The organism is Aminobacter sp. J41 (genome assembly GCF_000526635.1).
Classification (GTDB): Bacteria; Pseudomonadota; Alphaproteobacteria; order Rhizobiales; family Rhizobiaceae; genus Aerobium.
The window spans coordinates 192,379-208,486 of sequence record NZ_JAGL01000002.1 but is presented as its reverse complement, the minus strand read 5'-3'; the positions used below and the strand labels follow the sequence as shown (position 1 = coordinate 208,486).

Genomic DNA, 16,108 nt, shown 5'->3' with positions numbered 1-16,108 from the left:
ATGAGCGGCAAGAAGATCCTGATGCTCACCGGCGAATTTACTGAAGAATACGAGATCTACGTCTTCCAGCAGGGCATGGAAGCGGTGGGCCATACCGTTCACGTCGTCTGCCCCGACAAGAAGGCGGGCGATCGCATCAAGACCTCGCTGCACGACTTTGAGGGCGACCAGACCTACACCGAGAAGCTCGGCCACTATGCCGACATCAACAAGACCTTCTCGGAAATCCGGGTCGAGGAGTATGACGCGGTCTACTGCGCCGGCGGCCGCGGGCCGGAATACATCCGTACCGACAAGCGCATCCAGGACATCGTTCGCCACTTCCACGAGACGGGAAAGCCGATCTTCACGATCTGCCACGGTGTCCAGATCCTGATGGCGGTTCCAGGCGTGCTGAAGGGCCGCAAGGTGGCCGGTCTCGGCGCCTGCGAGCCGGAAGTCACCGCCGTCGGCGGCATCTACATCGACGTCAAGCCGACTGAGGCTTATGTCGACGGCAACATGGTGTCCGCCAAGGGCTGGACCGGCCTCGCGGCCTTCATGCGCGAATGCCTCAACGTCCTGGGCACCAAGATCACCCATTCCTGACCTGAAGACGGGCAGGCAACCTCCTGTTTGGGAATTAGCGGCTCCGGCCTTTGCGGCTGGAGCCGATCCTGTTTGAAGCGAGGCGATATAACCAAGTTTGCGCCCTGTAATGGACGGACAGGGACGTGTGTTGCACGATCCCGGCGGGGGGCTGCGCCCGCGCCCGCGTATTCGAGAACACAAGCCTTCAACCTTGTGAGGGACTACACGCGATCTCTCACGTGGTTTACAACAATAGACAATAATAAACTGATATTATTGAATTCGGCTACCTATCTAGACGGTGTCGCGCAGTTCTGAGCTGCCTTGTAGCTAGATATATTATATTCAATAGCGATGTGCGACTGCCGCGTCGGTTAAGCGCGGCAGTTCGAGCGCGTCCGAATCCCGATACAGGAGAGAAGAGGATGAAGCGCATTCTTCTGTCGGCCCTGACTGCCGCGCTGATGTTTTCCGCATCTGAGGCGTCCGCGTTCACCAGTACGGGCTATGTTCTCGCGGTAAACGGCAATGAGATCTGGATCTGGGGCGGGGATGTCTATCAGCTGCCACAGGATCAGGACTTGTCCTGGGTCCGGATCGGTCAGAGGGTGAACGTGACGTGGAGCATGCAGACCCCGGCACGATCGATCTGAACAATGACGACTACGTCAATCTGCTGTACGCGACGAGCGTGACGCCCGCGCAGTAGGGGCCGGCTCCCAATACTCCCGCTGCGGATGATCACAGCCGTGGCGGGGGAAAATTCGCCAGCGCGGTCGTTTCTCCCTTACGGGTGTCTCTTCGGGCGGTCAGACTCCGTCCCATGCCTCACTTAACGATCGCGCAACTGAGTCCTGGCGAATAGACGCCAGGGACGGACGGGAGTTAGCCCTGCTCCCCCGTCACAACCCGTATGAAATCGGCGAGCTCCGGTGCCGAGTTGCTTGTGCGCCAGACGAGTGCGATGGGGGAACGGAATTTCGGGTGGTCGATGGGGCGGGTGACGACGTCGCTGCCGAGAAAGCCGGTCAGGCTCTCCGGGAAGATCGTGTAACCCAGCCCGGCCGCGACCATGCCGCCAATGGCGAGCGTGTGCGTCGCCTCAAACTTCGGCTGCAGCGCCAGTCCCTCGGCGCTGAACAGGCCCTCGAGCCGCCAGCGATATTCATCCCATTCCTGCATTTCGCCCAAGACAAGCGACTCATCCGCCAGATCCTGCGGCAGGACCGTCGCCTTTTCTGCCAACGCGTGACCTTGTGGCAGGACCGCATAAAGGGGCTCGTCGGACAGGGTGACGCTTTGGAAATCGCTGTGGTCGAAGCGATCGATCATGAAGCCGACGTCGAGCTCGTTCTTGGCCAGGGCCAGACGCTGCGCCTGGGTACGCATGTAGGTGGTGGATAGCCGCACATAGGGATAGCGGGCGTGATATTTCGCGAGCGCCTGCGGCATCAGACGTGGGGCGGCGAAGGTCATGTAGCCGATGCGCAGATCCTCGCGATGCCCGGCGGCGACGCGGCGCGCGGCGCGCACGGCCTCGCGGTAGGAGTCAGCCATGGCGGCATTGTCGCGATAGAAGGACTGACCGGCGGGCGTCAGCGCTACCTCTCGGGTGTTTCTTTCAAGAAGCTTGAAGCCGAGAAAATGCTCGAGCTTCTGGATGCGGCGGCTCAGTGCCGACTGGTCGAGGTTCAGCCGCTCGGCGCTGCGGCGGAAGTTCAGCTCCTCGGCGACGACGAGGAAGGAACTGACAAGTTCGATGCCCGGAATGTTCTGCATGGCGCGGCCCGTTTTTCCTGATGCATCGTATGCATCAATCGTTGCCGAATGACCATTTCATTTTTGCTTCGTCCCCCAGCACTGTGGGGTCAGAAGGTGCTGAGAAGACAGCATCGCATGTCCCCCAAGACGGAGCGTCAAAATGCAAGATTTCGATGTGAAAGAACTGGATCGCCTGCTGCAGCAGGCTTTCGATGCGGCCACCGCGCTTTACCAGCAGCGCGGCTTCCAGCGCCGCGTCGGCTTCGGCAAGCGTCCGGCCCTGGTTTCGGTCGACCTCGCCAACGCCTGGACCCGCCCGGGTAATCCCTTCACCTGCGACCAGGAGAAGATGGACAACGAGATCATCCCGGCAATGCAGAAGCTCCTGGCTGCGTTCCGCGCCAACGGCCTGCCGGTGATCCACGTCACCACCGCCTACGAGATCACCGATCGCAAGGCGCCGTTCACCGACATGGGCCTGTGGCACGACAAGATCCCGGTCGACGTCGTCGACCTGAAGGACAAGGACCTGTGGGCGATCGACAGCCGCATCGCGCCGGTCGAGGGCGAGTACACGCTGCTGAAGAAGCGCGCGTCGGCCTTCCACGGCACCGAACTCGCCGGCATCCTGCGTGCGGCTAACGTCGACACCATCCTCGTGACCGGCGTGACGGCCTGCGCCTGCGTGCGCCAGACGATCTGCGACGGTATCGCCGACGGCTTCCGGACCATCGCGGTCAAGGAAGCGATTGGTGACCGCGTGCCGGGCGCCGTTGCCTGGAACCTCTTCGACATCGACGCCAAGTTCGGCGACGTGGTCGGCGTTGACGACTGCGTCACCTACCTGAACAGCCTCAAGGCCTAAGCCTCGTTGAGCCTATTCCTGCGCCGCTACTCGTTCCGGGCGGCGCAGGAAATTCAGGAAGGTCACCAAGACCTTCGACTTGTTGCTGCGATCCCAGACGGTGGTGACCGGCAAGCGGCTGCTGATATTGCTGATCGGACGCACTTCGACGCCCGCGCGCGGCATGTTGGCCACGCAGCTTGAATAGATCGTCACCCCGACGCCCGCAACGACCAGCCCCATGATGCCCTCGGTGTTCGAGGCTTCCATCACGATGTTCGGGAAGAAGCCGTGGCTGCGGCATTGCGCGAACATGATGCTGCGGAAGGCCGCCCAGTTCTCGGTGGCGCCCATCACGAAATCCTCGCCGGACAGCTGTTCCAGCTTCAGCGTTTCGTAGGCGCAGAGCGGATGGGACGATGGCAGCAATGCGACAAAGTCGTCCTCGTCAAAGGTGAACTGCCGCATCATCGGATGCTGGAATTGGCCGATCATGAAGCCGATGTCGATCTTTTGCTGCAGTAGCGAAGTCTGCTGTGCCGTGGTCGGCATGAAGACGAGATCGAGCCGGATGTCTGGATGTAGTCCGGCGAAGTCACGGAGCACGTGTGGCAGCTTTCCGTTGATGGCAAAGTCGGTGTAGGCGATCTTCAATTCGCCCCTCACGCCCCGCGCGGCATGACGCGAACTGTCGACAGCCTTGCGCAGTTGACTTTCGAGGCCGCCGGCTTCCGCCAGGAACACTTTTCCGGCTTCCGTTAGCTCTACGCGCCGTGTCGTGCGAATCAGGAGTGGCGTTCCGATCTCCTGTTCAAGCTGTTGAATAATTTTGGAAAGAGCTGGCTGCGCGATGTTAAGCACGTCAGCTGCTCGTCCAAAGTGCAGTTCTTTCCCCAGTGCTGAAAAAGCGCGCAGGTGGCGCAGCTCGATGCTCATATTTTGCCCGGCGATTAATAGCTTTACAGAATGAATAACGCCGAAATTAATATTTTACAATTAGCAACGGAGGACCCATCGTGAGGCAAAGAGCCAACAAGGTCAGGGGAACCAGCTATGACAGAAGAACGCCTTTCAATGTCCCGTCGCCGCATGATGAGCCTGCTTCTCGCAGGTGCAGCAATGCCGGCGCTGATGCCGCGCGGCGCCCATGCCGCCGGCGGTACGGTCGTCGTCTCGAACTGGGGTGGTGACTGGAACGAGCGCACCATCAAGTACGTCGAGAAGCCGCTGCTGGAAGACAAGGGTTATTCCGTTGTCCGCGACTTGGGCATGGAGCCGGAGCGCAAGGCAAAGTTGCTGAGCGAAAAGCGCATTCGCCGTGCTTCGGCCGACGTGATCCACGTCAACAGCGCCGACGCTTTCGAGCTGAAGCAGCAGGGCGTGGTTGCGGATCTCGACCATTCCAAGATCCCGAACTACGCCGGTGTCGTTGAAGAGCTCAAGAGCCCGTATTTCGTGCCGTGGCTCTACAGCGGTGTCGTCATCATTTACAACGCCGACAAGGTGAAGGAGCCGCCGAAGTCCTACGCTGAGCTGTGGGACCCGAAGTGGGCGGGCCGCATCGGCCTTGCCAACCAGCTCTACTTCAACTACATGATGATGGCTGGCCTCGTTGCCAAGGGCAACATGACCAGCGCTGAGGAGGGCAAGTCGCTCCTCGAGAAGCTGGCCACAGAGAGCAAGCCGCGCCTCTACGCTGCTCACCAGCAGCTGCAGGCGGGCCTGGCGAACGGCGAAGTCGACATTGCCATCAACTACAAGGCGCGTGGCCTGCAGTGGGCCAAGGATGGGCTGCCGCTCGGCATCCAGTACCCGGAGGAGGGCGCGATCGCCGTCACCTTCGGCGTCAGCCTGACCGAATTCGCGGCAAACCCGGAGCCGGGTTACGCCTATCTCGACGCGCTGCTTGATCCGGTCGCAATGGCGGGCCTCGCCGAGGCGAGCCTCTACGCGCCCGCGAACCCCAACGCAGCCCTCACGGACGAGCTGCGCCAGCTGGTTGACTTCAGCGCTGAGGAGCGCGCGACGATGCAGTTCCTCGACTACGCCTATGTCGCGGAAAACACCGCTGGCTGGCTCGAATGGTGGAACAAGACCTTCGCTGCCTGATCCGAGCAAGCAAGCCATAGTCTGAAAAGAGTACGCGCATGACCGACACGGTCGCCGAACCGGCTCGCGGTGCCGCCCCGAAAGGGGTGGCCATCCGGCTGGGAATTCCGATGCTGTCAGCACCGGCTATGATCCTCGTGGCGCTCGGGCTTCTCCTGCCGCTGGCGCTGATGCTTCGCAACTCGCTGAACATCTACGATCCCGCGGAGCTGATGATCAGCGCCTTCACGCTGGAGAACTACGTCAAGTTCTTCACCGACAGCTTCTATCAGGGTGTGCTCTGGCGCACGATATGGATCTCCGCGCTGTCGACGGCGATCTGCCTGATCTTCGGCGCCCCGGTGGCGTATTTTCTGGCCCGCTACGTGGGCGATTTCGCCAAGCGGATGCTGCTCATCTTCATCCTCGTTCCGCTGCTGATCGGTAATGCAGTGAGAACATCAGCGTGGATGCTGATCCTCAATGATCACGGCGTTCTCGCTGCCATTCTCGGTTTCTTCGGCTACGAGGGCGAACTCGGGCTGATGTACTCCGCCCCGGGCGTGGTGATCGGCCTCGTCTCCGTCTTGCTGCCGTTCATGATCATCACCCTCAACAGCGTCTTCGAGGCGATCGACCGCAATCTGGAAGATGCAGGCCTCAGCCTCGGCGCAAATCATGTCACCATCATGCGACGCATCGTGTTGCCGCTGGCGCTGCCGGGCATCCTGTCCGGTTCGGTCCTCTGCTTCATCCTGTCGATGAACGCCTATGCGACGCCGGTGCTGATCGGCGGCCCGACCTTCCACATGATGGCGCCGACCGTCTACCAGCAGATCGCCAAGGTGATGAACTGGCCCTTCGGCGCCGCGCTCTCCTTCATCCTGATGGCGGTGACCCTCTGCCTGACGATCTGGGTTTCGGCGCTGGTGCAGCGTAAGTACCGGAAATGGAGTGAATGATGTCGGGCGCTTCGGCAAACAACACCCGCTGGGCCTACACGCTCTTCAGCAGCCTGGTCATCGGCTTCATCCTGCTGCCGCTGGTCTTCATCGTCTGGATGAGCTTCTTCTCCAACAAGATCCTGTCCTTCCCGCCGCAGGGCTACACCCTCGACTGGTACACCCGCGCATGGGAGCTGTCGGACTTCCGCAACGGCTTCTTCCTCAGCTTCCGCACCAGCATGATCGCGACGCTCGTAGCGCTCGTGCTGGGACTGCCGGCGAGCTTCGCGCTGGTTCGTGGCCGCTTCGCCGGCCGGGATTTGGTCAACACGCTTCTGATGTCGCCGATTGTCGTGCCGGCCATCGTGGGCGGCAGCGCAATCTTCGTGTTCTTCCTTGAGATCGAATTCCTGACCGGCATTCAGGTCGCCGGTTCCAGCCTCGGCCTGATCATGGCGCACAGCCTGATCGCGCTGCCGTGGATGATCCGGCTGGTGACCACCTCGATGATTTCCGTCAATCCCTCGATCGAGGAGGCGGCAAGCAGCCTCGGCGCAGGCCCGTTGACGATCTTCTTCCGCATCACCTTGCCGGTGATCAAGCCGGGCGTGATCGCAGGCTCGCTCTTCGCCTTCGTCAATTCGTTCATCGATCTCGAGAAGTCGATCTTCCTCGTCGGGCCGAACAGCACGACGCTGCAGATCGCGCTCATCAACTATCTGGAGTGGAACTTCGATTCCACCATCGGTGCAGTGGCCACTGTGCAGATCTCGCTCATCACCCTCCTGCTGCTGATCACCGATCGTTACGTCAAACTCAGCCGGGCTTTCTGAGAGGAATATCATGTCGGAAGTTGTGCTTCAGGAAGTTGCGAAACACTACGGCCCGGCGGTGGTGGTGCAGAACATGTCGCTGCGCATCGCCGATGGCGAGCTGATCTCGCTGCTCGGTCCGTCGGGCTGCGGCAAGACGACGACGCTGCGCATGATCGGCGGTTTCGTCGATGCCACCAGCGGCAAGATCACTGTCGGCGGACGCGACGTGACCGGCCTGCCGCCAAACCGGCGCAATATGGGCTTCGTGTTCCAGAACTACGCCCTGTTTCCTCACATGACGATCGCGCAGAACGTCGCCTTCGGGCTTGAGATGCGCAAGGTCAACCGCGCCGATGCCGAGAAGAAGGTACAGGAAGCGCTCGCTCGCGTGCGCCTTGCGCAATATGCCGACCGCCTGCCCAAGCAGCTGTCGGGCGGCCAGCAGCAGCGCGTGGCGCTTGCCCGCGCGCTGGTAATCGAACCGGATGTCCTGCTCCTCGACGAGCCGCTGTCCAACCTGGACGCGTCGCTGCGCCAGGAAATGAAGATCGAGATCCGTCAGCTGCAGCAGTCGCTTGGGCTGACCACGATCTTCGTCACCCATGACCAGGACGAAGCGATGAGCACCTCGGACCGGATGGTGCTGATGTACAACGGCAAGGTGGAGCAGATCGGCTCGCCCGACGAGCTCTACAACCAGCCGCGATCCGCCTTTGCCGCGCGCTTCCTCGGCGTTCCCAACCTTCTGCCGGGACGCATCGTGCAGGGGAGTTTTGAGATGGAAGGTGGCACCGCGCTGCGCCTTGCGGGGCAAAAACAACTCGTAGGCAACTGCTTCCTCGCGCTGCGGCCGGAGGTGATCGGCATTTCGGCGGAGGCGGTCGAGGGCGAGAACAACCTCTCCGGTACGGTCGAAATTATGACCTATCACGGTGCTGCGGTCGAATATCAGCTGCGCACGGATGCCGGCCTGACCCTCACCGCCCGTGCGGTTGCGCCGGGTCTGGGCGGGCCGGAAGTCCTGCCCAAGGGTGCAAAAGCCTGGCTGCACTGGCCTGCGTCGGCCGGAGTGATTGTAAGCGAACACTGACATCTCGGAAAAAAATCATGACTGTAACCACAACTCACTCCGAGGCCGCGGCCTTGCACGAGCGCTTGACCGTCGTTGACGGCCTGATCGTCTCCAATTTCGGCCGCGAGATCTTCGAGGACATGCGCAAGGGCGGCATCACCGCCGCCAACTGCACCTGCTGCATCTGGGAAGGCTTCACCGAGACGATGCGCAACATCATGCGCTGGAAGGCCTGGCTCCGCGAGAACTCCGACCTGATCCTGCAGGTGAAGACCACCGCCGACATCCGCCGCGCCAAGGCCGAAGGCAAGACCGGCATCATCCTTGGCTGGCAGAACGTCTCCGGCATCGAGGACCAGATCGGCTATCTCGAATTGTTCAAGGAACTGGGCGTGGGCATCATCCAGATGGCCTACAATACCCAGAACCTCGTCAGCACCGGCTGCTACGAGAGCCGGGACAGTGGCCTCTCCGACTTCGGCCGCGAGGTTGTGGCCGAGATGAACCGCCTCGGTATCCTCTGCGACCTGTCGCATGTTGGCCCCGTGAGCAGCCGCGACGTCATCCTCGCCTCGAAGCAGCCGGTCGCATATTCGCACTGCCTGCCCGCCGGTCTGAAGCAGCATCCGCGCAACAAGAGCGACGAAGAGCTGCGCTTCATCGTCGATCACGGCGGCTTCGTCGGCGTGACCATGTTCACGCCGTTCCTTGCCCGCGGCGTCGATGCGACCGTCGACGACTATGTCGAGGCGATGGAATACGTCATCAATCTCTGCGGCGAGGACCGAGTCGGCTATGGCACCGATTTCACGCAGGGCTATGACCAGGAATTCTTCGACTGGATCACCCACGACAAGGGCTACGCCCGCCGCCTGACCAATTTCGGCACGATCAAGAATCCAGCAGGCCTCGACACGATCGGTCACACCGGCGCACTGACGGAGGCTATGCTGCGCCGCGGCTGGTCGACCAGCCGCATCGAGAAGATCATGGGCGAGAACTGGGTCACGCTGCTGCGTGAAGTCTGGGGCGCCTGAGCACGACAAGGCAGCCCCGCTCGTCCGGGGTTGCCAATTCGCTAAGGTGTCTTGCGTCCGCCCGCCGGACGGTTACTTGCTGGACGAAGGCACCTGTCGCCCGAATCGGAACCCCGAATGCCCGTCACGCCACCGAACAAGCTCAAGGTCGGCTTCGTCCTCGCGCGCCTGTTCACGCTGTCGGCGTTTGCGCTGTTCGTCGACACCCTGCGGCTTGGGAGCGACCAGCTCGACCGTTCCGGTCGCGTTGCGGCCGACTGGGAGGTGCTGGGCAGCACCCGCAACCTGATCCCGTCGAGCTGCGGCGTACAGGTGAGCCCAACCTGCCGGCTGATCGATCCGCAGCATTTCGATTACATCGTGGTGGTCGGTGGCCTCCTCGACGTCGAGGAGCCGGTGGATGGCGAGACCATCGACTACCTCAAGAAGGCGGCCGCTGCAGGGGTGCCGCTGATCGGCCTGTGCACTGGTTCGTTTATCCTGGCTGAAGCGGGCCTGATGAAGCAGCACGAGGCCTGTGTCAGCTGGCTCCACGTGCGCGCCTATCAGGAGCGTTTTCCGGGGCATCCGGTGCGGAGCGACCGGATCTTCAACCTTGACGAGAAGCGCGGCTCTTGCGCCGGCGGCAGCAGTGCGGCCGACATGGCCGCTTCACTGGTGCGGCGTTATATCGGCGAGGAAGCGCAGCGCAACGCGCTGGAAGTGCTGCAGATTGATCAGCCGCGCCCGTCGCTCCACGTGCAGCCGCGACGGCCCTTTGCCGAGGATTTTGGCGACGCGCGGGTGCGCGCCACCCTCATCAACATGGAACAGAATCTCGAAAGCCAGCTGTCAATCGCCGAGCTTGCTGCCAAGGTCGGCCTGTCGACGCGCCAGCTGCAGCGGCTGTTCATGCAGAAGGCCGGCATGTCGCCCGCCTACGCCTACAAGCGCGTGCGGCTTGAGCACGCCAGGCTTCTGATCACGCAGACGAAGACGCCAATCGTGCAGGTGGCGCTCGAGGTCGGCTGCGAAAACCCGACCCACTTCTCCAAGCTTTTCAAGCGCGTCTACGGCCAGACCCCTTCACAGGCACGCGCTGCGGCGAGGATCGGGTGAGGGAAGGGCTTCCGCGCTAGCTTATCGGCAGCGTCTCCGATCGCTTCACCTGACCAAGCGCAAAGCTTGTCTCGATCGAGGCGATGTTGTCGAGCCGGGTGAGCTTGTCCTTGATGAAACGCTCGTACGCTTCCAGGTCGGCGGCGACGACACGCATCAGGTAGTCGCGCTGCCCCGTCATCAGGTAGCAGTCCAGCACCTCCGGCCAACGCGACACCGTCTCCTCGAAGCGGTCGAGATCTTCCTCGCGCTGGCGCTCCAGCTTGATCGAGGCAAAGGCGCTGATCGGCAGCCCCACTCGCCTCTGGTCGATGATTGCCGCATAACCTTTGATGATGCCGGCCTTCTCCATCAGCCGCACGCGACGCGCGCAGGGCGAGGGCGAGAGACCTACCTTCTCGGCAAGTTCGCCCATTGAAATCTTTCCGTCTTCCTGCAGCGCGCGCAGGATCTTGCGGTCGATGGCGTCGAGTTCAGGATTTGGCACGTTTCACCAATAATAGGCATCAGGTTGGTTGAACAGGCTAATCTGACGCTGCGTCGCGCGCAAGTTTGGTCTGTTTCACCTCCCGTTCTGACGTAGCATTTCTGCCAATGAGAAAGGGGAGCAACCAAATGACCGACCTGAGGATGCTGGGAGAGCTGGAGCGCAAGGTGCTGTGGCTGGCGACCTGGATGATCCATAACGCCAACCACCTGCGCGACAATGGCGACGGGCTCAAGGTCGGCGGCCACCAGGCCTCGTCCGCATCGCTGGCAACTATCATGACGGCGCTCTATTTCCACGCGCTGCGTCCCGAGGACCGCGTTGCCGTCAAGCCGCATGCGAGCCCGATCTTCCACGCGATCCAATACCTCCTCGGCCACCAGAGCCGCGAGAAGATGGAAAACTTTCGCGGTTACAAGGGCGTCCAGTCTTATCCCTCGCGCACCAAGGATGTCGACGACGTTGACTTCTCGACCGGTTCGGTCGGCCTCGGTGTGGCGCAGACTCTGTTTTCCTCGCTGGTGCAGGACTACGTGCAGGCCAAGGGCTGGAAGCCCGGCATGCCGGAAGGCAAGATGGTCGCGCTCGTCGGCGATGCCGAAATGGACGAGGGCAACATCTTCGAGGCGCTGCTGGAGGGCTGGAAGCACGACCTGCGTAACACCTGGTGGGTGGTTGACTACAACCGCCAGAGCCTCGATGCGGTGGTGCGCGAGGGCCTGTGGGCGCGCTTCGAGGCGATCTTCCGCAATTTCGGTTGGGACGTCGTCGTTCTCAAGCACGGCAAGCTGCAGCAGGCGGCCTTTGCCGAGCCCGGAGGCGAGAAGCTGCGCGAGTGGATCGACGCCTGCCCGAACCAGCTCTATTCGGCGCTGACCTTCCAGGGCGGTGCTGCCTGGCGCAAGCGTCTGCTCGACGACATTGGCGACCAGGGCGACGTCTCGCGTCTGATCGAGCGCCGCAGCGACGAAGAACTTGCAGCACTCATGGGCAATCTCGGCGGCCACGACCTGCCGTCGCTGCTCGAAGCCTTCGAGGCTGCGCGCCAGCATGACCGTCCGGTGTGCTTCATCGCCTACACGATCAAGGGCTTTGGCCTGCCGCTCGCCGGCCACAAGGACAACCATGCCGGCCTGATGACGCCGGCGCAGGTCGAGGCGCTGCGCCAGCAGATGAACGTGCGCGTGGGCCGCGAGTGGGATAAGTTCGAGGGGCTCTCTGTTGCCGAAGAGGCGGTGACAAAGTTCCTCAAGTCGGTGCCGTTCGCGGCAAAGGGTCGCCGACGCTATGCCGCCGACGAGATCCCGGTGCCAGAAAAGCTCGAGTTCGGCGCTCAGCCCGCCATGTCGACGCAGCAGGGCTTTGGTCTTGTCATGCACGAGATCTCCAAGGGCGACACAAAACTTGCCGAGCGCATCGTCACCACCTCACCGGACGTGACCGTCTCGACCAATCTTGGCGCATGGGTCAATCGCCGCGGCCTGTTCTCCAAGGAGACGATGGCCGACCTCTTCAAGGCGGAGCGGATCCCGTCGACCTACAACTGGTCGTTCTCGCCGAAGGGCCAGCACATGGAGCTCGGCATTGCCGAGATGAACCTGTTCATCATGCTCTCGGCGCTGGGGCTCTCACATTCGATCTTCGGCGAGCGGTTGCTGCCCGTTGGCACGCTCTATGATCCGTTCATCGAGCGCGGTCTGGATGCGCTCAACTACGCCTGTTACCAGGATGCGCGCTTCATGCTGGTCGCAACACCGTCCGGCGTGACGCTGGCGCCGGAAGGCGGCGCGCACCAGTCGATCGCAACGCCGCTGATCGGCATGGCACAGGATGGGCTCGCGAGCTTCGAGCCAGCCTTCGTCGACGAGCTTGCCGTCATGATGCGCTGGGCGTTCGAGTACATGCAGCGCTCGGGTGAAGCAGAACCAGATACGCTGACCTGGCTGCGCGACGCGACCGGCGGCTCCGTCTACTTGCGTCTTTCCACCCGCTCGATCGACCAGGTGAAGCGCGAGATGACGCCGCAGCTTGAGCGCGACATCATCAATGGCGGCTACTGGATGCGAAAGCCGGGACCGAACGCGCAGGTCGTGGTTGCTTATACCGGTGCGGTCGCACCCGAAGCTATCGAGGCCGTCGGCATGATGGCCGAGGACCGGCGCGACGTCGGTCTGCTCGCGATCACCTCGGCCGACCGGCTCAACGCCGGCTGGACGGCGGCGCAGCGCGCTCGCGAGGGTGGCCTTGTCCATGCCTCAAGTCATGTCGAACGCCTGCTCGCGGACATACCCTCGCATTGCGGCATCGTCACCGTCATCGACGGCCATCCGGCGACGCTTGGTTGGCTTGGCTCCGTCCACGGCCACCGCACCCGCTCGCTTGGCGTCGAGCATTTTGGCCAGACCGGCTCGATCGCCGAACTCTACCGTCACTATGGCATCGACGCCCGCGGCATCATCCAGGCAGCCGAAGCGCTCACGCCGGGCAAGCCGATCCGGAATTTGCGCGCGGTTTAGGGGGGCGCAAGATAAAGCGACGCACCCGCGGCCGGAATTGGGACGCGGGTGCGCTAATCATGTTTTTCGAAAACTGTCGCTATCGCGAAAGACGGGCTGCTGTGATGAGCATCCCGATAAGCGCCATTACAACCGCTACGCCGATCCAGACGCCGTACAGGGCAAAGCCGAGTATGAAGCCGCCCAGCACCGGCGCAGTAATATCCGCCAGCGCGACCATCGATTGCGCAGCGCCCAGGACGATACCCTGCCGGGCGCCCGGTACGCGGTTGGACAGCGCCGCCATATAGGTCGGCTTGGCGAGCGCATCGCCGGCGCTGATGCAGAATACCGCGAGCAACAGCACCGGAATGGTGGTGGCAAGGCTGGCCGTCACGAACCCGGTCACGATCATCGCGAAGATGAGAAGGATCAGGTTGAGCTCGCTCAGGTATCGGCTCAGCCAGCCCAGCAGGAAGAGCTGGGCAAACAGATTGATCCCGCCATCAGCCATGATCAGATAGCTCAGCTCCCTGGCCGTAAAGGCATGTCCGTTCCAGATGAAGGTATCGCCAAGGAAGACCGGCATCTGCGACATGTACATGCCGTAGGCGAAGAAGTGGCACAGCATCACCACGACGAGAATTCGGATCGCGGGTGAACTCAGGATGGCTCCGAATGACGTCTTTTCAGACGTTTCCCGCTCGTGGGTAAGCTCCAGCGGACGGCCGTCTTCCAGTCGCAGAACCGTTATCAGGGTTGCCAGAAGCACCAGCGCGAATGCGGCAAGGACAGGTGCTGTCAGAGAAGTCTCGGAAAGCAGGCCGGAAAGACCTGCACCGATGATGCCGCCGACGCCGGCGCCCCCCATCAGCATCCCCATCGCCTGCCGCCGGCTGGCGGTGTCGGTATGGTCCGCAACATATGCCCCCGTCACGGCAATATTTCCTGCCGTAAGGCCGAACATGGCCCGGGCGATCAGGATGACGACGACGTTGGGAGCAAGCGCGAGCAGCAGCAGGCTCGCTGCCGCGACCATCTGGCAGAGCAGCAGAATGCGCTTGCGCCCAAAACGATCCGAAAACTGGCCAAGCAAGGGGGCAGAGGCAAACTGGCCCACGGCCTCTGTGGCAATGACCACGCCCAGGACGAGGGGGGAGCCTCCCATTTCCCGGATGTGGAACGGCAGTACCGGCAGCACCGCGGCTGTGCCCGCCGCATAGGCGCAGACGATCATGAAAACGGGGAAGATGCGCCGCCAGTCGAGCGTCTTCGCCCCGGTCGCGCGTTCGGACATAGGCTGGATCGTCATGTTACGCACCTCGCTCGTTGACAAAGACGGTGCAGTGTCCAGCGCTCATTGCCTTGCCTCCCCAGGTGATGTCAGGCCGACGCGATCGAGAAGGGCTTCGAGCTGGCTCATTCCTTCAGCATCGAGGGTGGTGATCGCGGCTACATAGCCGTCAGGGCGAACCAGAACGCATTCGCCACCGGCAAGAGCATAAGCGTCGCGAACGTGGTTCCCCGTGTCGATGATGTCGGCCCGATCGCCCAACTGATATTGGTGAAGGCCTGCACGTGTCAGGAAAGCATGTTCTCCGTTGATGAGGAGCGTCCAGTGCGTCCCCTTGAAAAGCTGGAACAGCCGCGTCGGCTGGCCTGCAGCGCCGGCAACCGGCGCGTCGGGAGCGCGATCGCCCGCCCGGAGGCGACCCATGCGGGCAGATCCTTCGAGGTTAAGCGGTGAATCGGGGTAGCCGATGTCGAGCTGTCGCACTTCTCGCCCGCGCCGGATATCGCCGCGCCGGCCAGCATCGAGAAGCCGCGTCGAGAGCCCGAGCATATCTTCGGCCACCGGGCGGCGCTCGCTTTCGTAGCTGTCGAGCAGATCGTCGGGGCCACCGCGCAGAACCGCCGCGAGCTTCCAGCCAAGGTTGTAGGCGTCCTGCACGCTGGTGTTCAGGCCCTGGCCGCCCGTCGGCGGGTGAATATGGGCGGCATCGCCGGCGAGGAATATCCGGCCGACGCGGTAGCGTGCCGCCAGACGGGCATTCATTTCATAGGCCGACGCCCAGCTCACGGAGTGGACGAGAATGTCCATGCGCCCGGTCCGCTCCGTAACCATTTGCTGCAGCCCAGCGGCCGACAGGTCGACTTCACCCTCGGGCGGCACAGGCGCCTGGATCTGAAAAAGATCGGTCCCGCCCAGCGGGCAGATCGAGAGCATCCATTGCATGTCGCCCTCATTGAACTGGTGCCACCAGTTGCGGTCCAGCCCCGTCAGCGCTACGTCGGCGACCATGGCGCGGACGCCCAGCGTCTTGCCAGGAAAGTCGAGGCCGAGCGCGCGCCGCACGAAGCTGCGGCCGCCATCCGTCGCGACGAGATAGCGAACGCGGAGGGCCTCCTCACGGTCGCCTGCCACAACCCGCGCCGAGACGCCACTTTCGTCCTGCTCGAAGCCGACCAGTTCCCGGCCGAACTCGACATGGCCGCCGAGTTCGGCGAGCCGGTCGCGCATGATCCGCTCCGTCCGGAATTGGGGGATCATCAACGGAATATGGTAAGGTTCGGCAGGCGTTGGCTCCGGGCGCTCGCCGAAATCCTTCTCGATGAAGCTTCCGTCGGGGCTGTAGACGCGCATCATCGGGTAGAGCCCGCCAGCGGCCACGACCTTGTCGAGAATGCCGAGGTCCTCGAAAACTTCCTGTGTTCGCGGCTGGATACCCTTGCCGCGTGAGCCCGGAAACGGCTCAACCGCCTTGTCGATCAGGCGGAAAGAGATACCGCGCCTTGCCAGTTCCAGGGCCAGCGTCAGGCCAGCCGCTCCCGCACCGCAGACGAGCACGTCTGCCGCAAATTCGTTTGCCATATCGATCTCTTTGTGTGCATTATGC

The 16,108-nt window shown here is 62.4% G+C and carries 15 protein-coding genes; 10 read left to right on the top strand and 5 right to left on the bottom strand.

Translation table 11 applies throughout. The annotated features are described in order from the left end of the window. Positions 1-588: a DJ-1/PfpI family protein gene (locus L630_RS0102465; protein ID WP_024846704.1), complete on the top strand. Its 588-nt coding sequence runs from the start codon at positions 1-3 to the stop codon at positions 586-588. A gap of 407 nt (positions 589-995) precedes the next feature. Continuing rightward, a complete protein-coding gene (locus tag L630_RS0102460) occupies positions 996-1,223 on the top strand; it encodes a hypothetical protein (RefSeq protein WP_024846703.1) in 228 nt (75 codons plus the stop codon). A 232-nt stretch (positions 1,224-1,455) separates the two neighbouring features. Here the strand turns inward: L630_RS0102460 and L630_RS0102455 are convergent, their stop codons facing one another. Further along, positions 1,456-2,349, bottom strand: coding sequence for a LysR family transcriptional regulator (locus L630_RS0102455; RefSeq protein WP_024846702.1), 894 nt, complete (start codon positions 2,347-2,349; stop codon positions 1,456-1,458). A 142-nt stretch (positions 2,350-2,491) separates the two neighbouring features. On the opposite strand from L630_RS0102455, the gene L630_RS0102450 reads away from it, so the two are divergent. After that, positions 2,492-3,196 (top strand): isochorismatase family protein, encoded by a 705-nt coding sequence (locus tag L630_RS0102450; protein ID WP_024846701.1) that lies wholly within the window; start codon positions 2,492-2,494, stop codon positions 3,194-3,196. Positions 3,197-3,208: 12 nt separating this feature from the next. Here the strand turns inward: L630_RS0102450 and L630_RS0102445 are convergent, their stop codons facing one another. Next, positions 3,209-4,111, bottom strand: a complete 903-nt coding sequence (locus L630_RS0102445; RefSeq protein ID WP_024846700.1) for a LysR substrate-binding domain-containing protein — start codon at positions 4,109-4,111, stop codon at positions 3,209-3,211. Positions 4,112-4,228: 117 nt separating this feature from the next. Here L630_RS0102445 and L630_RS0102440 point away from each other — a divergent pair, with 117 nt between their 5' ends. The 6 genes from L630_RS0102440 (at position 4,229) to L630_RS0102415 (ending at position 10,229) form a co-directional block, all read left to right on the top strand. Continuing rightward, positions 4,229-5,284 (top strand): extracellular solute-binding protein, encoded by a 1,056-nt coding sequence (locus L630_RS0102440; protein WP_024846699.1) that lies wholly within the window; start codon positions 4,229-4,231, stop codon positions 5,282-5,284. Positions 5,285-5,322: 38 nt separating this feature from the next. Next, a complete protein-coding gene (locus L630_RS0102435) occupies positions 5,323-6,225 on the top strand; it encodes an ABC transporter permease (RefSeq protein WP_051473072.1) in 903 nt (300 codons plus the stop codon). Then, the gene (locus L630_RS0102430; protein ID WP_024846697.1) at positions 6,225-7,040 is read left to right on the top strand and encodes an ABC transporter permease; all 816 of its coding nucleotides are present in this window, start codon (positions 6,225-6,227) and stop codon (positions 7,038-7,040) included. The genes L630_RS0102435 and L630_RS0102430 overlap by 1 nt, the downstream gene beginning before the upstream one ends. Positions 7,041-7,050: 10 nt before the next feature. Beyond that, positions 7,051-8,112 carry an ABC transporter ATP-binding protein gene (locus L630_RS0102425; RefSeq protein ID WP_024846696.1) on the top strand — a complete coding sequence of 354 codons (1,062 nt, stop codon included), beginning with the start codon at positions 7,051-7,053 and terminating at the stop codon, positions 8,110-8,112. Positions 8,113-8,129: 17 nt separating this feature from the next. Then, positions 8,130-9,131 carry a dipeptidase gene (locus tag L630_RS0102420; RefSeq protein WP_024846695.1) on the top strand — a complete coding sequence of 334 codons (1,002 nt, stop codon included), beginning with the start codon at positions 8,130-8,132 and terminating at the stop codon, positions 9,129-9,131. Between the two features lie 117 nt (positions 9,132-9,248). Continuing rightward, positions 9,249-10,229 carry a GlxA family transcriptional regulator gene (locus L630_RS0102415; RefSeq protein WP_024846694.1) on the top strand — a complete coding sequence of 327 codons (981 nt, stop codon included), beginning with the start codon at positions 9,249-9,251 and terminating at the stop codon, positions 10,227-10,229. A 16-nt stretch (positions 10,230-10,245) separates the two neighbouring features. Here L630_RS0102415 and L630_RS0102410 read toward each other — a convergent pair whose 3' ends face one another. Next, positions 10,246-10,716, bottom strand: coding sequence for an Lrp/AsnC family transcriptional regulator (locus L630_RS0102410; protein WP_024846693.1), 471 nt, complete (start codon positions 10,714-10,716; stop codon positions 10,246-10,248). Positions 10,717-10,844: 128 nt separating this feature from the next. On the opposite strand from L630_RS0102410, the gene L630_RS0102405 reads away from it, so the two are divergent. Continuing rightward, on the top strand, positions 10,845-13,232 hold the full coding sequence (locus L630_RS0102405; protein WP_024846692.1) for a transketolase: 2,388 nt from the start codon (positions 10,845-10,847) through the stop codon (positions 13,230-13,232). Positions 13,233-13,311: 79 nt separating this feature from the next. On the opposite strand, the gene L630_RS20925 is transcribed toward L630_RS0102405, so the two are convergent. Both L630_RS20925 and L630_RS0102395 read right to left on the bottom strand, forming a co-directional pair. Continuing rightward, entirely contained in the window at positions 13,312-14,523 is a 1,212-nt protein-coding gene (locus L630_RS20925) for an MFS transporter (protein WP_051473071.1), read from the bottom strand. A gap of 45 nt (positions 14,524-14,568) precedes the next feature. Further along, complete coding sequence (locus L630_RS0102395) at positions 14,569-16,083, bottom strand: FAD-dependent oxidoreductase (protein ID WP_024846691.1); 1,515 nt, start codon at positions 16,081-16,083, stop codon at positions 14,569-14,571. Between the last annotated feature and the right edge of the window lie 25 nt (positions 16,084-16,108).

What these genes read in the sequence shown, in the direction of transcription:
- L630_RS0102465 (WP_024846704.1), top strand. Translation starts at nt 1, where the DNA reads ATGAGCGGCAAGAAGATCCTGATGCTCACCGGCGAATTTACTGAAGAA.
- L630_RS0102460 (WP_024846703.1), top strand. Translation starts at nt 996, where the DNA reads ATGAAGCGCATTCTTCTGTCGGCCCTGACTGCCGCGCTGATGTTTTCC.
- L630_RS0102455 (WP_024846702.1), bottom strand. Translation starts at nt 2,349, where the DNA reads ATGCAGAACATTCCGGGCATCGAACTTGTCAGTTCCTTCCTCGTCGTC.
- L630_RS0102450 (WP_024846701.1), top strand. Translation starts at nt 2,492, where the DNA reads ATGCAAGATTTCGATGTGAAAGAACTGGATCGCCTGCTGCAGCAGGCT.
- L630_RS0102445 (WP_024846700.1), bottom strand. Translation starts at nt 4,111, where the DNA reads ATGAGCATCGAGCTGCGCCACCTGCGCGCTTTTTCAGCACTGGGGAAA.
- L630_RS0102440 (WP_024846699.1), top strand. Translation starts at nt 4,229, where the DNA reads ATGACAGAAGAACGCCTTTCAATGTCCCGTCGCCGCATGATGAGCCTG.
- L630_RS0102435 (WP_051473072.1), top strand. Translation starts at nt 5,323, where the DNA reads ATGACCGACACGGTCGCCGAACCGGCTCGCGGTGCCGCCCCGAAAGGG.
- L630_RS0102430 (WP_024846697.1), top strand. Translation starts at nt 6,225, where the DNA reads ATGTCGGGCGCTTCGGCAAACAACACCCGCTGGGCCTACACGCTCTTC.
- L630_RS0102425 (WP_024846696.1), top strand. Translation starts at nt 7,051, where the DNA reads ATGTCGGAAGTTGTGCTTCAGGAAGTTGCGAAACACTACGGCCCGGCG.
- L630_RS0102420 (WP_024846695.1), top strand. Translation starts at nt 8,130, where the DNA reads ATGACTGTAACCACAACTCACTCCGAGGCCGCGGCCTTGCACGAGCGC.
- L630_RS0102415 (WP_024846694.1), top strand. Translation starts at nt 9,249, where the DNA reads ATGCCCGTCACGCCACCGAACAAGCTCAAGGTCGGCTTCGTCCTCGCG.
- L630_RS0102405 (WP_024846692.1), top strand. Translation starts at nt 10,845, where the DNA reads ATGACCGACCTGAGGATGCTGGGAGAGCTGGAGCGCAAGGTGCTGTGG.
- L630_RS20925 (WP_051473071.1), bottom strand. Translation starts at nt 14,523, where the DNA reads ATGACGATCCAGCCTATGTCCGAACGCGCGACCGGGGCGAAGACGCTC.
- L630_RS0102395 (WP_024846691.1), bottom strand. Translation starts at nt 16,083, where the DNA reads ATGGCAAACGAATTTGCGGCAGACGTGCTCGTCTGCGGTGCGGGAGCG.